Raw genomic sequence first — 14,118 nt, forward strand, 5'->3', positions numbered from 1 at the left:
TCAGTACAGCGTCCGGTCCGACGGCGCCACCTTGACGTGCACCAGGGTCGGGCGCGGGTCGGCCAGCGCCGCCGTCAGGCCGGGGGCCAGGCCGGCCGGCTCGGTGATCGTCACGCCGTGGCAGCCCATGCTCGCCGCCAGTGCCGCGAAGTCGATGCCGCCCAGTTCCGTGCCCGGGAGCTTCGCGCCGCCGATCGTTTCGCCGAGGATGCGGACCGCCGCGTACTCGGTGTTGTCCATGATCAGGATCGTCACCGGGAGTTCCTGGCGCGCGGCCGTCCAAAGGGCCTGGATGCCGTACATGCTGGAGCCGTCGCCCACGACGCCGACGACCTTGCGGTCCGGGCGGGCGAGGGCCGCGCCGACCGCGCCCGGGACGCCGTAGCCGAGCGTGCCGCTGGCCATCGTCAGGAAACCCGTGTCCGTCGCCGTGATCGGCAGGTGGTCGTGCAGGATGCCGCGGTGGCTCGGCGTCTCCTCGACGACGATCGCGTTGTCCGGCAGCACCTCCGCCAGCGTCGAGTAGACGAGCTCGCCGGTGAGCTTCTCGCCGCCCGGCTTCGCGGGACGCTCCAGCGGCTTCGGCGCGGGCCGGGCGCTGCGCTCGATCACGTTGAGCAGCGCGCGGATGCCGAGCTTCGGCGTGGCGCGGATGCCGGTGCCTTCGTAGGCGCGCGCGAGGATCTGCTCGTCGTCGCTGACGATGAACAACGGCGGCAGCTGAGCTTCCCCGCGCCCGCGGTCGACGTGGTAGGTGAAGGCGGGCGCGCCGAGCACGACGACGAGGTCGTGCGCCGCGAGCTTGTCCGAGACCGCGCCGCGTTCGGGGTCCAGGAACCCTTGGAACAGCGGGTGGTCCTCGGGGAACGAGCAGCGGTAGGACATCGGCGCGACCCACACGCCGGCGTTGAGGCGTTCGGCGAGCGCGACGGTTTCCACGACCGCGCCGTCCTGGTCGACGGCTCCCCCGACGACGATCGCCGGCCGCTGCGCGGCTTCGAGCGCGGCGACGAGCTCGTCGACGGCTTCGGGATCCGGTGCGAAGCCCCGGATGCGCGGCCGGGAGACGATGGGCCGCTCGGTGGTGGCGGTCCAGTCGTCGGCCGGGACGGACACGAAGACCGGACCGGACGGCGCCTGCGTCGCGACGTGGTAAGCGCGCGCCAGCGCGGCCGGGACGTCCTCGGCGCACGCCGGCTCGATCGACCACTTGACGTACGGCTTCGGGAACTCGGGGGCTTCCATCGCGCCGAGGAAGGGGTCGTGCGGCAGGAGCGCGCGGTTCTGCTGGCCGGCCACGATGATCAGCGGCGTCCGGTTGCGGTAGGCGTTGAAGAGGCTGCCGAGCCCGTGCCCGACGCCGCCCGCCGAGTGCAGGTTGACCAGCACGGCCTGGCGCGTGGCCTGCGAATAGGCGTCGGCCATCGCCACGACGGCGGATTCCTGCAGGCCCAGGACGTAGTCGAAGTCGTCCGGCCAGTCGGTGAGGAAGGGGACCTCGGTGGTGCCGGGGTTGCCGAACACCGTCGTGAGGCCCAGTTCGCGGAGCAGTTCCCGGGTGGCGTCCAGCACCGTGCGCTTGATCATGCCACCAGGCTAACGCTTAGCGTTGCGAAGAAAAGCCCCCGAATGCAGCCAGGGCCGCGGCGGAGCGCCGCGGCCCTGGGTCGGTCGTCCGGGTTCAGCCGATCAGGCCCGACAGCCCGGCGCCCTTGAACGAGCCCCAGCCGGTCACCTGGTCGTACTTCGTGCCGGCGGTGAAGCCGGTCGTGCCGTGCAGGGAGTTGTTGCCGGTCGTCACGTCGTGGAAGCCCGTGGCGTAGGACGAACCGTTGCCGATCGAGTAGAACGTCGGGTTCAGGTTGCCGAGGCCGCCGCCGTGGACCTGGTTCTGCAGCGTCGCGAAGGCCGCCCACAGCGGGGCCGCGCCCGACGTGCCCCAGACCGTTTCCCACGAGCCCGCCGTGTAGATGTAGTAGCCCGAGCCGCTCGCCGCGTCCGCGGAGACGTCCGGCACCTTGCGGTTCGTCGTGCTCTGCGAGGACTGCCACGACGGCGCCGCGAACACCGTCGAGATGCCGCCGCCGGTCGAGCCGTTCGACGCGCCGTCGTTCCAGGCCGTCTCGCTGCTGTAGGTGTTCGACGACGTGACCGTCAGCTGCGTGCCGCCGACGCCGGTGACGTTCGGGCTCGAGGCCGGGAAGTCGACCGCCTTCGCCGTCGAGCCGGTCTGGCGGTAGCAGTCGGTCGTGCCGTCGTCGCCCGCGGCCGCGAAGTACGAGATGCCCTCCGCGGTGCCGGTCGCGATCGCGTTGCTGACGCTCTTCGCCGCGCTCGACCCCTCGGCGGACTCGCAGGCGCCCCAGGAGATCGAGACGACGTTGACCGTGTGGTCGGACGCGATCTTCTGGTACATCGCGAGCTCGCCCGCGCTGGAGTTCGGCGCCTCGTAGACGTAGTCGCCGGCGGCCGCGGCCAGCGCGTGCACGACCTCGATGTCGAGCTCGACCTCGATCTGGCCGTCGCCCGGCGACGAGTCGTAGTTCGCGCCGCTGACCGGCACCGTGGTCACCGAGCCCGCCGAAAGGCCGTACGTGCTGTCGTACTTGGTGATGTTGGCCTTCTGGTAGCCGTCGAACTCGACGAAGCCGACCTTGACGCCGCTGCCGGTCGCCGAGAGGCCGCTGGTGCCGTAGGCGGTCTTGAGCACCGGCGGCGTCACGGCCTTGACGACGTTGGGCTTCACGGCGGCCTTCGACGAGTGGGTGCGCACCGCGTGGTCGTCGAGGCCGACGACGCCGCCCACGACGTCCGAGACGCCGGCGGGCAGGGCAGGCGCGGCGTCGTTGGCGAAGAAGTCGCGGCCGGAGACCCGGTCGTGGTAGGTCCCGATCCGGGTGCGGAACGCCGATTCGAGCTGCGCCGCCGAGCCGGTGAACGTGATCGCCTGCCGGTTCCCGGAAACCTCGATCCCGGTCGCGCCCGATTTCCCGAGGAATGAGACGGCCTTGTCGACGTCGGCCTGCGTCGGACCGAACCTCGCGGTGAACTGCGCCGGGGTCAGAAACCGGTGGTATTGCGGCGAAGCGGGGTTCTGCACGTCGGCGAGGAACTTTTCCAGCGCCTGCTGGTCGTGCAGTTTCAGCGAAAGCGCCGCGGTGATCGGCCGGTCGGCCGCGGCGTCGCCGGTGCGGACGCTGTCGACCAGTGGAGCGGCGTTGTCAGCCAGCGTGACCAGGGGTTCCGACGCCGCGGCGGCCGGGACGGCCACGGCGAGGCCGAGCAACGCAGGCAGCGGCACAGCGGCCGCGACGAGCTTGCGCAAGCGCATGGGGAATTTCCTCTCGGCGGTGGGGACCGGGCCTGCGCGGAATGCTCGCCGCAGGTTGCCGAGAAGCATAAGAAACCGTTATTGCGATCAGGAACCTACTTTTGGCTGCCATTCGGCTTTGCGAATTGTTTACCATTCGATTATTGTCCAGATTGCCGGAGAACGTCGACTCGGTCGGCGATATCCCGGGCGTCCGCATTGCCGGAAAACCGCCGGGCCGCCGAGGTCAGCGAGTGCAGCCGCTGCCGGGTCCGCGGCGACCGCAACGCGGCCGCCAGCTCGATCGCCTCCCGCCCGACGGCCGAGGCGACGTCGAGGTCGCCGTCCAGCGCGTGCACCGTGGCCAGCCAGATCAAGGTCAGCGACCGGCTGCGGGTCATCCCGCGGCCGTATCCGGCGATCGCCTCGGTGAGCGCGGGGATCCCGTCCCGGCCGTGCCGGATGTCGACCACCTGCGCCAGTTCCGCGTGCACCGTGCCGACCATCGCCGCGAGGTCGGTGGGCCCGAAGAACTCGGCCCACGGCGAGGGCTGGCGATCGGCGGCTTCCGCGAACTCCTCGCGGGCGCGGCGCAGGTAGGTCAGCGCGCCGCCGACGTCGGCCTTCTTGGCGTAGGCCCAGGCCTGGTTGGCCGACAGGATCGCCTGCGCGAGCGTCGACCGCGCCAGCACCGCCGCGTCCCGGCCCCGCTCGAACTCCGCCAGCGCCGCGTCGACGGCGCCGTAGTGCAGGTGCAGCCGTCCGGTGCGGTAGTGGATGTTGGCCCGGAGGTCGTCGTTGCCCGCCTGCCCGGCGAGTTCCAGCGCCCGCGCGAACGCGGCCAGCGCGGCGGCCGGGCGGTCCTGGTCGAAGTTCGTCCAGCCGGCGAGGTTGTACAGGTCCGCGACGGCGGTGCAGAGCCGCGTGAAGACGCCGGGCTTGGTCACGCCGTCCAGCAGCGCGACAGCGGCCGGGAGCCGCGCTTCGACGGCCGCTCGGCAGGCGCCGCCGCCGTAGCGGTAGTCCAGCGCCCTCAGTTCCGCGACCGCGTCTTCCCACCGCCGCACGTCGGCTATCCCCACACGCGTACCGCGGAGGTCTTCCTGCCCGTCGTTGCCGGTCATGGCGGCCCTCCGTCCGAAGAGAGCCGCCACCACGGGCAGCCCTCGGGTCATTCCCCGCCGGGCCGGGCCGGTGCCCTCTCCTTCGGGGTGTTGGCACCGGGGAGCACCCCGGTGGCGGTCAGCACCACGCCGGTGGCGGTTTCCGCGATCTTGACGGCGGCCAAGAGGCCGGTGAGGGCGAGCGAGCCGCCAAGCCCCAGTCGGGCGAACTCGTCTTCGGAGGTTTCGGGGCCGCGCTGACGCGGCAGCGCGCCGGTCACGATTCGGCCTTCCGGCTCGTTCCGGACGCACTCGCGCGATAACCGCGGGTAATCAGCCGCTCCCGGGCGACAAAAATCCACCGGATGGTCACCATCCTGGTTTCTTGATGGCCCCTCATCGAATTGACCGCGAACCGAATACGCGCGCTCACAGCGCCGCCTCCTGTGTTGGCCGAACAATTCTTGACACCATTGGGGCGCTCCGCGACCCGCCCGTCTCCGGTCGCGCCGCCCACCGGAATCTGCCACTGCTCCACGACTTCAAGCTCACGATAGCCAGCGCCTGCCACAGCTTCAGCCACCAAGCAGGCGAACCAGGGTACTGCACGTGCAGTTGCACAACCGACGTCGAACCGGCATTCGCAAGGCCCGAATGCAGTTTCATACAGCCGATTCAAGAAAACGGATACTGGTATGACCGGCTGCGGATTCCCGATTCCGGAAGCGGCACCCTTGCGGGTTTCGCAGTGGATCAGGATTTGACGAGATCCACCCAGTCACGCACGGTTTCCGCGGCCACCGGCGCCTGCCACCCGCCCGGCCGCACCGCACTCCCGACATGGAACCCGCGCACCCCGCCCGCGCGCAACAGGTGCACCTGCTGCGCCCGCAAACCCCCGCCGACGAGCAACTCCGGCCCGCTGTCGCGCTGCGCGAGCCGCTGCAGCACCGAAAGCCCGCTCGCGACGCCGTTCGGGTGGCCCGCGGCGAGCACCGTGTCGCAGCCGAGCGCGGCCAGCTGGTCGTACGCGCGCAGCGGGTCGCGCGTCCGGTCGATGGCGCGGTGGAACGTCCACGGCAGGCCGTCGATCTCCTTGATCAGCGCTTCGCAGGCGTCCACGTCGATCTCGCTGTCGACGGTGAGGAAGCCGAAGACGAACTCGCGTGCGCCCGCATCGATCAGCCGGGCGGTGTCCGCGCGCAGCCCTTCGAGGTCGCCGACGGCGAAGGACCCGTTGTCCCGCAGCATGACCCGGACCGGGAGATCGGTCGCCGACTGCACGTCCCGGAGCGTCTCGACCGACGGCGTCAGGCCGTCCTGAGCCATGTCAGCGACCAGTTCGAGGCGGTCCGCCCCGCCCGCCTGCGCGCCTTCGGCGTCCGCCGCGTCCAGCGCGATCACTTCCAGCAAGGGCGTCTTCGAGCTCATGCCTCAATCCGTTTCACTGGTTCCGGGTGTCGTCTCCCCTCGCGTGCCGCCCTCGCCGGAAGCCGCCTTGAAGGCTCGTCATCCGCTCGCGCACCGCTTCCGGGGAAAGTGAGAGTATCGGCCGCTGTTCCGGCACCGCTCCCGGCCCGGCGGCCACGTCGTCGGTCTGGAGGAACGGCCACGTGTCCTCCGCGCCGTCTTCCTGTTCCAGTTCGGCCGGGGTCGGCCACTCGTACTCGGGCTCGATCGCGGCCGGCGGCGAGACCGGCCGGAGCCGCGGTTCGGTGTCCTCGTCGTCCGGGTTCGCCGCCCCGCCCGCACTTTCACGTGAAAGTGCGGCGCTCGCGTCCCCCGCACTTTCACGTGAAAGTGCGGGGGTGGGGGCGGGGGTGGGGGCGGGGCGGCGGCGAGCGCGTGCCGCGGCTCCGGTTCGGCCGGGCGCGGTTCTTCGGCCACCGGACGCGGTTCCGCCGGGCGGCGTGGCTGTTCGGGCGCCGCGGCCGCGTCGAACCAGCGGGACAGGACGTCGCGGTAGGCGGGCATCCGCTCGGTCGGGGCGTCGAAGTCGAGGTGCGTGTCGTCGTCCGCGACCGGCCACTCGGGCGCCTGTTCGCGGGCCACCACCGGGGCCCGGCGCGGCGGGCCGGCCTCGATCGACGGCGGGGACAGCTCTTCCGGTTCCGGCTCCGGCTCGGGTTCCGGCGGGGTCAGCGGGGCGAGCGGCGCCAGCAGTTCGGGCTCCGGCTGCGCGGCCGGTTCGGCGGGCGGGGGCGGTGCGGGCATCGGCGGCAGCTCGACGATCAGGGCCGACGGCACCAGGACCGTCGCGACCAGCCCGGACTCCGCGCCCGCGCTCAGGCTGACGTCGATGTGGTGGCGGGTGGCCAGCGTCGCCACCACGAACAGCCCCATCCGGCGCGACACCTCGACGTCGACGTCCGGCGGGTGCGCGAGCCGCACGTTGGTGCGGTCGATCTCCGCCTGCGGCATGCCGGCGCCGTGGTCGACGATCTCGATCTGCCAGTCGCCGTCGTGGGTTTCGGCGCTGGACACGGTGACCGTCTCGTCGCCGGAATAGCGGGTCGCGTTCTCGAGCAGCTCCGAAACGACGTGCACGAGGTCGTTGACGGCCTCGCCGCGCACCGCGACCTGCGGCGCCGGGCCGAGCTCGATCCGCTGGTAGTGCTCGACCTCCGAGAGCGCGGCGCCGACGATCTCGTCGGCCGAGACCGCGCCGGCGTCCTCGCGCGCGGAGTCGTGGCCGGAGAGCACCAGCAGGTTCTCGCTGTTGCGCCGCATCCGCGTGGCGAGGTGGTCGAGCTCGAACAGCCCGGCGAGGGTGTCCGGGTCCTGCTCGTCGGCCTCCATCCGGTCGAGCACCGACAGCTGCCGCTCGACGAGGTCCTGGCTCCGCTGCGAGAGGTTGACGAACATCGCGTTGACGTTCTCGCGCAGCATCGCCTGCTCGCCGGCGAGCCGGACGGCCTCGCCGTGCACCGCGTCGAACGCGCGCGCCACCTGGCCCACCTCTTCGCGGGTGAACACCGGCACGGGCGCGACGGCCAGCCGTTTCCGCAGGTTCTCCGGTGCGGGCTCGGGGTCGGTGAGCAGGTTCTGCACGGCCGCGGGCAGCCGGTGCTCGGCCACCTCGAGGGCGGTCCGGCGCAGGATCCGCAAGGGGCGCAACAGGGACCGCGCGATGACCACCGACAGCACGCCCGCGACGAGGAGGACGCCGAGCACCACGCCGCCGTCCCAGAGCGCCGCCGTGCGGGCCTGCGCCGCCAGCGCGTCGGTGCGTTCCTGCAACTGGACCAGCAGCGCCTGCTGCACCTGGTGGGTGAGGTTCACCGTGTGGGTCGCCGAGGTGTCCCACTGGTTCGGGTCGAGGCCCGAGAGGTTCTGGGCGTTCTCGGTGCGGGTGAGCGCGGACTCGACCATGTCGTTGCCGATGTCGACGACCAGCCCGATCACCGTGTCGTCGAACATCCGCTGCTGGTCGGGCGTCGCGAAGGTGCGGTAGTCGTTGCGCGCGGCGGCCAGCTCGGCCTCCGCGCCGAGCAGCGCGCGCGTGCGGTCGCGGTTCAGCGTGCCCGCCGCGAGCGCCTCGGCCATCACCGCCCGCTTGACCGACATCTGGTCCTTGATCCGGGCCAGCGCGTTGCCCGCCAGCCGCAGCCGCGCGAGCTCCGGGTCGGAGACGTCGGCGGCGGCCGAGTCGCTGATGTCGAGCAGGCCGGAGATCAGCTCGCTGTAGGAGCGCAGGACCGCGTCGGCGGGGAACGCCGAGTGTTCCGCGGAGAACCGGAGGCCGCCGAGCACGCGCAGCCGGTCGTCGGTCTGCTGCAGGCTGTCCGCGGCCTTCGCGTCCAGCCGCGGCTTGCTGTCGGCGAGCGTCCGCTCGAACGTGCCGATCGCCTGGTCGACGCGGTTGCGCTGGGCGGTGAGGTCGGCGGTGTCGCCCTGGCGGTTCTGGGCGACGAACCGGACGGTGAGGTCGCGCTCGCGCTGCAGTTCGTGGACGGCTTCGGCGACGGTGCTGTCGACGCGGCCGCGGGTGGCGAACTCGGCGAGCTGCTGCGCGTCGCGCAGGTCGGAGCTGATCCGCAGGCCGACGAGCGCGATCACGGCGAGCGCCGGGATCAGCAGTACGGCGAAGAGCTTCGTGCCGAGGCGCCAGTTCCGCAATCGCCAGCGGCCACCGGCCGGACGCGGATCCGCCGCGTCGCCGCCCTTGCGGGGACGCTTGTCGCGACGGGTCACCTGGTTTCCTTTTCCACCGCGGGCGGGAACCCGCGGATCTGACAACACTCGAACCTACTGAACGGTAGCCCGCACCGTGGAGATCCGAAAGCCGCGCTGGCGCGATCCGGCCCTGCCCGCGATCGTATGGGGCGCGGACCATACGATCCAGCACGAGAACCAGATTCTCGCGGTAGGTGAAGGTTCATGATCAGACGCGGACGGACGATTCCGCTGGTAGCGGCGCTTCTGGCGACCGCAGGGTGCAGCGTGTTCTCTTCGGGCACCCCGGCGGCCCCGCCACCGCTGGAACGGACGACCCTGCGCGTCGGTGTGGGCAACGCCATCGACACGGCCCCGCTGCGGATCGCCGTGGCGAGCGGGAAGTTCGGCACCACCGGGCTGAACGTCCAACTGGTGGAACTCGGTGCCGACGACGGGCTGGCCAAGGTGGCCGCCGGCGATCTCGACGTCACCTTCGCCTCCGACATCGCGATGTTCCGCGCGGCGGCCGGCGGGTCGGCGTTGCAGCTGCAGGGCGAGGCCTACACGGCCGGGCCCAACACGATGGCGCTGGTCACCCTGCCCGGCTCCGACTACACCGTGCCGACGGCGAAGAAGTCGCCCGAGATCGCGGTCAACACGCTCGACGACATCGGCGCGCTGGTCGCGCGTTCGGTGCTGGTCACCGCGGGCGTCGACGGGGCGAAGATCAAGTTCCGGCAGGTGGGCTTCGACGGGATGCCGCAGGCGCTCCAGGCGGGCGACGCGGACGCGGCGCTGATGATCGAGCCGTACATCACCCGCGCCGAGAAGGACCTCGGCGCGCACATCCTGGCCGATGGCGCCCGCGGTTCGACGCTCGACTTCCCGCTGTCCGGCTACGCGTCGGCCAAGCCGTTCGCGCAGGCCAACCCACGCACCCTGGCGGCGTTCCGCACGGCGCTGGGGTCGGCCCAGCAGAGCGCGACCGACCCGGCGGTGGTCCGCGACGCGCTCCCGAAGTTCTCCGACATCGACTCGACGACGGCGGCCCTCATCTCGCTCGGCTCGTACCCGGCGTCGCTCAACGGCATCCGGCTGCAGCGGGTGGCGGACCTGATGCACAACTCGGGCCTGCTGGCGAACCGCCTCGACGTCCAGGCGCTGCTCCCCGACCAGAACGGTTATTAGCTACCGCCATATTTGCACTTGGTCTACTTTTGCACTCAGTCTACTTGAGGAGTGCGTGATGACCGACGTCCTGATCACCGGTGCCGGCCCCACCGGGCTGGTGCTCGCCGCCGAACTCGCCATGGCCGGCGTCGAGGTGACCGTCCTGGAACGCCGCACGGGGCCCGGCCTGCCCCGGCCGGTCGGGCTCCAGCCCCGCACCGCCGAGCTGCTCGAACTCCGCGGCCTCGACCCCGCCGGCCAGGAGGTCGACGGCCCCAGCGGGCACTTCGCCGGGCTCCCGGTGCCGCTGGACCACAGCGTCTGGCGGACCCGCCACCCACGGGTGCTCAACCGCACCCAGGACGACGTCGAGGCGATGCTGGCCGAGCACGCCGTGAAGCACGGCGCGGTCGTCGAACGCGGCCACGACGTGACCACCGTCGAGGCCGACGACGACGGCGTCACGGTCGACGGCCGGCGGGCGCGCTGGCTGGTCGCCTGCGACGGCGCGCACAGCACCGTCCGGCGGCTCCTCGGGGTGCCGTTCCCCGGCCGCACCGAGACCTACGTCGCCACGCTCGCGCACGTCCGGCTCGCCACCGCGTCCGCGCTCGTCCCGGCCCGCGCCACGCACTTCAGCGAGGTCACGCGGCAGGCGAACGGCTACTGGGCGATGCTCACCCCGCTCGGCGACGACGGCCACCGGTTCGTCTTCGGCTCGGCGACGCGGCAGCCCGGTCGCGACGCACCCGTGTCGGACACCGAAGTGACCGAAGCGCTGACGGCCCTGTACGGCGCCGAGACGCGCCTGGGCGAGGTGTACGGCGCTTCGCGGTTCAACGACGCGACGCGGCAGCTGGAGCGGTACCGGCACGGCCAGGTGCTCTTCGCCGGCGACGCCGCCCACATCCACCCGCCACTCGGCGGGCAGGGGCTCAACCTCGGGGTGCAGGACGCGATGAACCTGGGCTGGAAGCTGGCCGCGACCGTCCGCGGCACGGCGCCGTCCGGGCTGCTGGACACCTACCACGCCGAGCGCCACCCGGCGGCCGCGCGCGTGCTGCGGCATACGGCCGCCCAGCGGGTGTTCACCACGCCCGACCGGAGCGAGAACGTCGAGGCGCTGCGCGAGATCGTCGTCGACCTGATGCGGACGCCGGACGGCAACCGGTACTTCAGCGGGCTGCTGTCCGGCCTCGGTCTCGGCTACCCGGGCGCGCACCGGGTCCCGGACCTCGACCTGACGACCGCGGCCGGCCCGACCCGGCTTTCGGCGTTGCTGCGGGACGGCCGCGGCCTGCTACTCGACCTCGGCGACCACCCGGTCCCGGCGGGCTTCACCGGGCAGGTGCGCCGGGTGCGCGCGAGCACCGGCGACGCGGAGTACCGCGGCCGGCTGCTGCTGGTCCGCCCGGACGGGTACGCCGTCGACCCCGCCGAGCTGGGCCGCTGGTTCGGCTAGATGTTCTCGCCGGTCTTCACCAGGCAGACCGTCCGCCGCGGCGGGCCCTGGTACATGAGGACCTTGTCCGCGTTCTCGCCGCAGGCGTCTTCGTCACCGAAGCCGGAGACGACCTGGACGCGGTCCTGCGCCGCCGGGTCGGTGCAGCTCACCTTGGTGATGGTCGTCTCGTCCTCGACACCGCGCACGCAGTCGCCGGACCGGACGTTCAGCACCAGGCAGAGCGTCTCGCCGGAGCCGGAACCGAGCCGGAACCGCACGTAGTCGCCGGACGCGCACGAGATGGCCCCGCGGTAGGCGTTTTCGACCTTGTACGTCGCGCTGTCCGAGCCGCAGCCGACGCGGTGGTAGGCGGTCCGGTCGCCGCTCTCCCGCGTCAGGTACAGGCAGTCGCCGTCCCCCGGCGTGCCGCTGCCGTCGAGCGAGTTGAGGCCCAGCGCGGCCAGCGAGCCGAGCCCCAGCGCCAGCACGACGCAGGCGGCGAGCGTGATCCGCACCTTCACGGTGAACCAGTGCGGGATGGCAGGCTGCCCCGAAACCGGCGGCATCGGCGTGTACTGCGTCGCGTAGTCGGGCGTCCGGAACGGGTTGTCGTCGGACGGTGGTGTGGTCAACGTGCCCTCCAGTGATCCCCTCGGCACCTCGTCCCATCGAAGCCGGCCGCGAGCGAGGCACGTATAACAGTAGTTGTGACTGATGGCCCGCTGATCGTCCAGTCCGACAAGACCGTGCTCCTGGAGGTCGACCACCCCCAGGCCGACGACGCGCGGATCTCCATCGCGCCGTTCGCCGAGCTCGAACGGGCGCCGGAACACGTGCACACCTACCGGATCACGCCGCTGGCCCTGTGGAACGCGCGCGCCGCCGGCCACGACGCCGAGCAGGTCGTCGACGCGCTGACGACGTACTCGCGCTTCCCGGTGCCGCAGCCGCTGCTGATCGACGTCGTCGACGTGATGGGCCGCTTCGGGCGGCTGCAGATCGCCAACCACCCGGCGCACGGGCTGGTCATGTCGACCACCGACCGCGCGGTGCTGGCCGAGGTGATCCGGAACAAGAAGATCAGCCCGATGCTGGGCGCGCGGATCGACGACGACACCGTCGTCGTGCACCCGTCCGAGCGCGGGCGGCTCAAGCAGGCGCTGCTGAAGGTCGGCTGGCCGGCCGAGGACCTCGCCGGGTACGTCGACGGCGAGGCGCACCCGATCGCGCTCGACGAAACGGACTGGCAGCTGCGCGACTACCAGCGCCAGGCCGCGGAGGCGTTCTGGGCGGGCGGCTCCGGCGTCGTCGTGCTCCCGTGCGGCGCGGGCAAGACGATGGTCGGCGCGGCGGCCATGGCGAAGGCGGCGGCGACGACGCTGATCCTGGTGACCAACACGGTCGCCGGGCGGCAGTGGAAGCGCGAGCTGATCGCGCGGACGTCGCTGACCGAGGAGGAGATCGGCGAGTACTCCGGCGAGAAGAAGGAGATCCGGCCGGTCACCATCGCGACCTACCAGGTGATCACCCGCAAGACCAAGGGCGAGTACAAGCACCTGGAGCTGTTCGACTCGCGCGACTGGGGCCTGGTCGTCTACGACGAGGTCCACCTGCTGCCGGCGCCGGTGTTCCGGATGACGGCCGACCTGCAGTCCCGGCGCCGGCTCGGCCTGACCGCGACGCTGGTGCGCGAGGACGGCCGCGAGGGCGACGTCTTCTCGCTGATCGGGCCGAAGCGCTACGACGTGCCGTGGCGCGACATCGAGGCGCAGGGCTGGATCGCGCCGGCGGAGTGCACCGAAGTCCGCGTGACGCTGACCGACGCCGAACGGCTCGAGTACGCGACGGCCGAGGCCGACGAGCGCTACAAGCTGGCCGCGACGGCGTTGACGAAGACCCCGGTGATCAAGTCGATCGTGCAGAAGCACGCTGGCGAGCCGACCCTGGTCATCGGCGCCTACCTCGACCAGCTGGAGATGCTCGGCGACGAGCTCGACGCGCCGGTCATCCAGGGCGCGACGCGCAACAAGGAGCGCGAGGAGCTGTTCGACAAGTTCCGCCGCGGCGAGATCAAGACGCTCGTGGTGTCGAAGGTCGCGAACTTCTCGATCGACCTGCCCGAGGCGTCGGTGGCGATCCAGATCTCGGGCACGTTCGGTTCGCGGCAGGAGGAAGCCCAGCGCCTCGGGCGGTTGCTGCGGCCCAAGGGCGACGGCCGGCAGGCGCACTTCTACTCGATCGTCTCGCGCGACACGGTCGACACGGAGTACGCGGCGCACCGGCAGCGGTTCCTCGCGGAGCAGGGCTACGCGTACCACATCGTCGACGCCGACGACCTGCTCCGGCCGCTTTGACCGGCCCCATCGACGACCTGGACCGCGCGGTCGCGGCGGCCGGCGGCCTGCTCGACCGCGTCGGCCCCGGGCAGTGGACCGCGCCCACGCCGTGCGAGAAGTGGACCGTGCGGGACCTGACGGGTCACCTCGTCGGCCTGGACCTCGTGCTCACCGCGATGTTCTCGGACACCCCACCGCCCGACCGCGCGGCCGACCACCTCGGCGACGACCCCGCGGGCGCGTTCCGCCGGTCGTCGGCGGCCCTGCGCGCGGCCGCGGCCCGCCCCGGCGCACTGGACCGCGTCCGCACGACCCCCCTCGGCACCACGACCGGCACCGACCGGCTGCGGTGGCGGGTCGCGGACCTGCTCACGCACAGCTGGGACCTGGCGCAGGCGACCGGGATCGAGGTGGCCGTGCCGGACGACCTCGTCGAGCGGTCGCTGGCGTTCGTGCTGGACCAGCTGCCCGCGCAGGATCGGAGCGGCCGGTTCGCCGAGGCGCGTTCGATCGACGACGACGCCCCGGCCCTCGACCGGCTGGCGGCGTTCACCGGGCGTGCGGTTCCGTGGCGCGCTGAGCGTTGAGCGGGCGGCG

Annotated in this window: 11 protein-coding genes and 1 pseudogene; 4 read left to right on the forward strand and 8 right to left on the reverse strand. The window is 72.0% G+C overall.

Features of this window, described 5'->3' with window-relative positions:
- From mdlC to AB5J73_RS07715, 7 genes and pseudogenes are all read right to left on the reverse strand, one after another.
- Positions 1-1,587, reverse strand: a complete 1,587-nt coding sequence (mdlC, locus tag AB5J73_RS07685) for a benzoylformate decarboxylase (RefSeq protein WP_370968997.1) — start codon at positions 1,585-1,587, stop codon at positions 1-3.
- 94 nt (positions 1,588-1,681) lie between these two features.
- Positions 1,682-3,331 carry a protease pro-enzyme activation domain-containing protein gene (locus tag AB5J73_RS07690; RefSeq protein WP_370968998.1) on the reverse strand — a complete coding sequence of 550 codons (1,650 nt, stop codon included), beginning with the start codon at positions 3,329-3,331 and terminating at the stop codon, positions 1,682-1,684.
- A 140-nt stretch (positions 3,332-3,471) separates the two neighbouring features.
- Complete coding sequence (locus AB5J73_RS07695; protein ID WP_370968999.1) at positions 3,472-4,434, reverse strand: hypothetical protein; 963 nt, start codon at positions 4,432-4,434, stop codon at positions 3,472-3,474.
- 47 nt (positions 4,435-4,481) lie between these two features.
- Positions 4,482-4,694, reverse strand: coding sequence for a hypothetical protein (locus AB5J73_RS07700; RefSeq protein ID WP_370969000.1), 213 nt, complete (start codon positions 4,692-4,694; stop codon positions 4,482-4,484).
- A complete protein-coding gene (locus AB5J73_RS07705; protein ID WP_370969001.1) occupies positions 4,691-4,996 on the reverse strand; it encodes a hypothetical protein in 306 nt (101 codons plus the stop codon). Before AB5J73_RS07705 ends, AB5J73_RS07700 begins: the two co-directional genes overlap by 4 nt.
- A gap of 170 nt (positions 4,997-5,166) precedes the next feature.
- The gene (locus AB5J73_RS07710; RefSeq protein WP_370969002.1) at positions 5,167-5,844 is read right to left on the reverse strand and encodes a copper homeostasis protein CutC; all 678 of its coding nucleotides are present in this window, start codon (positions 5,842-5,844) and stop codon (positions 5,167-5,169) included.
- Between the two features lie 13 nt (positions 5,845-5,857).
- Positions 5,858-8,607, reverse strand: a pseudogene (locus AB5J73_RS07715) (nitrate- and nitrite sensing domain-containing protein).
- Positions 8,608-8,793: 186 nt separating this feature from the next.
- Here AB5J73_RS07715 and AB5J73_RS07720 point away from each other — a divergent pair.
- A complete protein-coding gene (locus AB5J73_RS07720) occupies positions 8,794-9,759 on the forward strand; it encodes an ABC transporter substrate-binding protein (protein ID WP_370969003.1) in 966 nt (321 codons plus the stop codon).
- A 58-nt stretch (positions 9,760-9,817) separates the two neighbouring features.
- Positions 9,818-11,203, forward strand: coding sequence for an FAD-dependent monooxygenase (locus tag AB5J73_RS07725; protein ID WP_370969004.1), 1,386 nt, complete (start codon positions 9,818-9,820; stop codon positions 11,201-11,203).
- Here AB5J73_RS07725 and AB5J73_RS07730 read toward each other — a convergent pair.
- Positions 11,200-11,817, reverse strand: a complete 618-nt coding sequence (locus AB5J73_RS07730) for a hypothetical protein (RefSeq protein ID WP_370969005.1) — start codon at positions 11,815-11,817, stop codon at positions 11,200-11,202. The genes AB5J73_RS07725 and AB5J73_RS07730 overlap by 4 nt on opposite strands.
- A gap of 75 nt (positions 11,818-11,892) precedes the next feature.
- Here AB5J73_RS07730 and AB5J73_RS07735 point away from each other — a divergent pair, with 75 nt between their 5' ends.
- Positions 11,893-13,539, forward strand: a complete 1,647-nt coding sequence (locus AB5J73_RS07735) for a DNA repair helicase XPB (protein WP_370969006.1) — start codon at positions 11,893-11,895, stop codon at positions 13,537-13,539.
- Entirely contained in the window at positions 13,536-14,108 is a 573-nt protein-coding gene (locus tag AB5J73_RS07740) for a TIGR03086 family metal-binding protein (protein ID WP_370969007.1), read from the forward strand. Before AB5J73_RS07735 ends, AB5J73_RS07740 begins: the two co-directional genes overlap by 4 nt.
- Positions 14,109-14,118: the final 10 nt, after the last annotated feature.

Origin of the sequence: Amycolatopsis sp. cg9 (assembly GCF_041346945.1) — a bacterium.
Taxonomy (GTDB): Bacteria; Actinomycetota; Actinomycetes; order Mycobacteriales; family Pseudonocardiaceae; genus Amycolatopsis.

Bases quoted from the DNA above. Each gene is read 5' to 3' on its own strand.
- AB5J73_RS07695 (WP_370968999.1), bottom strand. From the start codon at position 4,434: ATGACCGGCAACGACGGGCAGGAAGACCTCCGCGGTACGCGTGTGGGG.
- AB5J73_RS07725 (WP_370969004.1), top strand. From the start codon at position 9,818: ATGACCGACGTCCTGATCACCGGTGCCGGCCCCACCGGGCTGGTGCTC.
- AB5J73_RS07710 (WP_370969002.1), bottom strand. From the start codon at position 5,844: ATGAGCTCGAAGACGCCCTTGCTGGAAGTGATCGCGCTGGACGCGGCG.
- AB5J73_RS07690 (WP_370968998.1), bottom strand. From the start codon at position 3,331: ATGCGCTTGCGCAAGCTCGTCGCGGCCGCTGTGCCGCTGCCTGCGTTG.
- AB5J73_RS07720 (WP_370969003.1), top strand. From the start codon at position 8,794: ATGATCAGACGCGGACGGACGATTCCGCTGGTAGCGGCGCTTCTGGCG.
- mdlC (WP_370968997.1), bottom strand. From the start codon at position 1,587: ATGATCAAGCGCACGGTGCTGGACGCCACCCGGGAACTGCTCCGCGAA.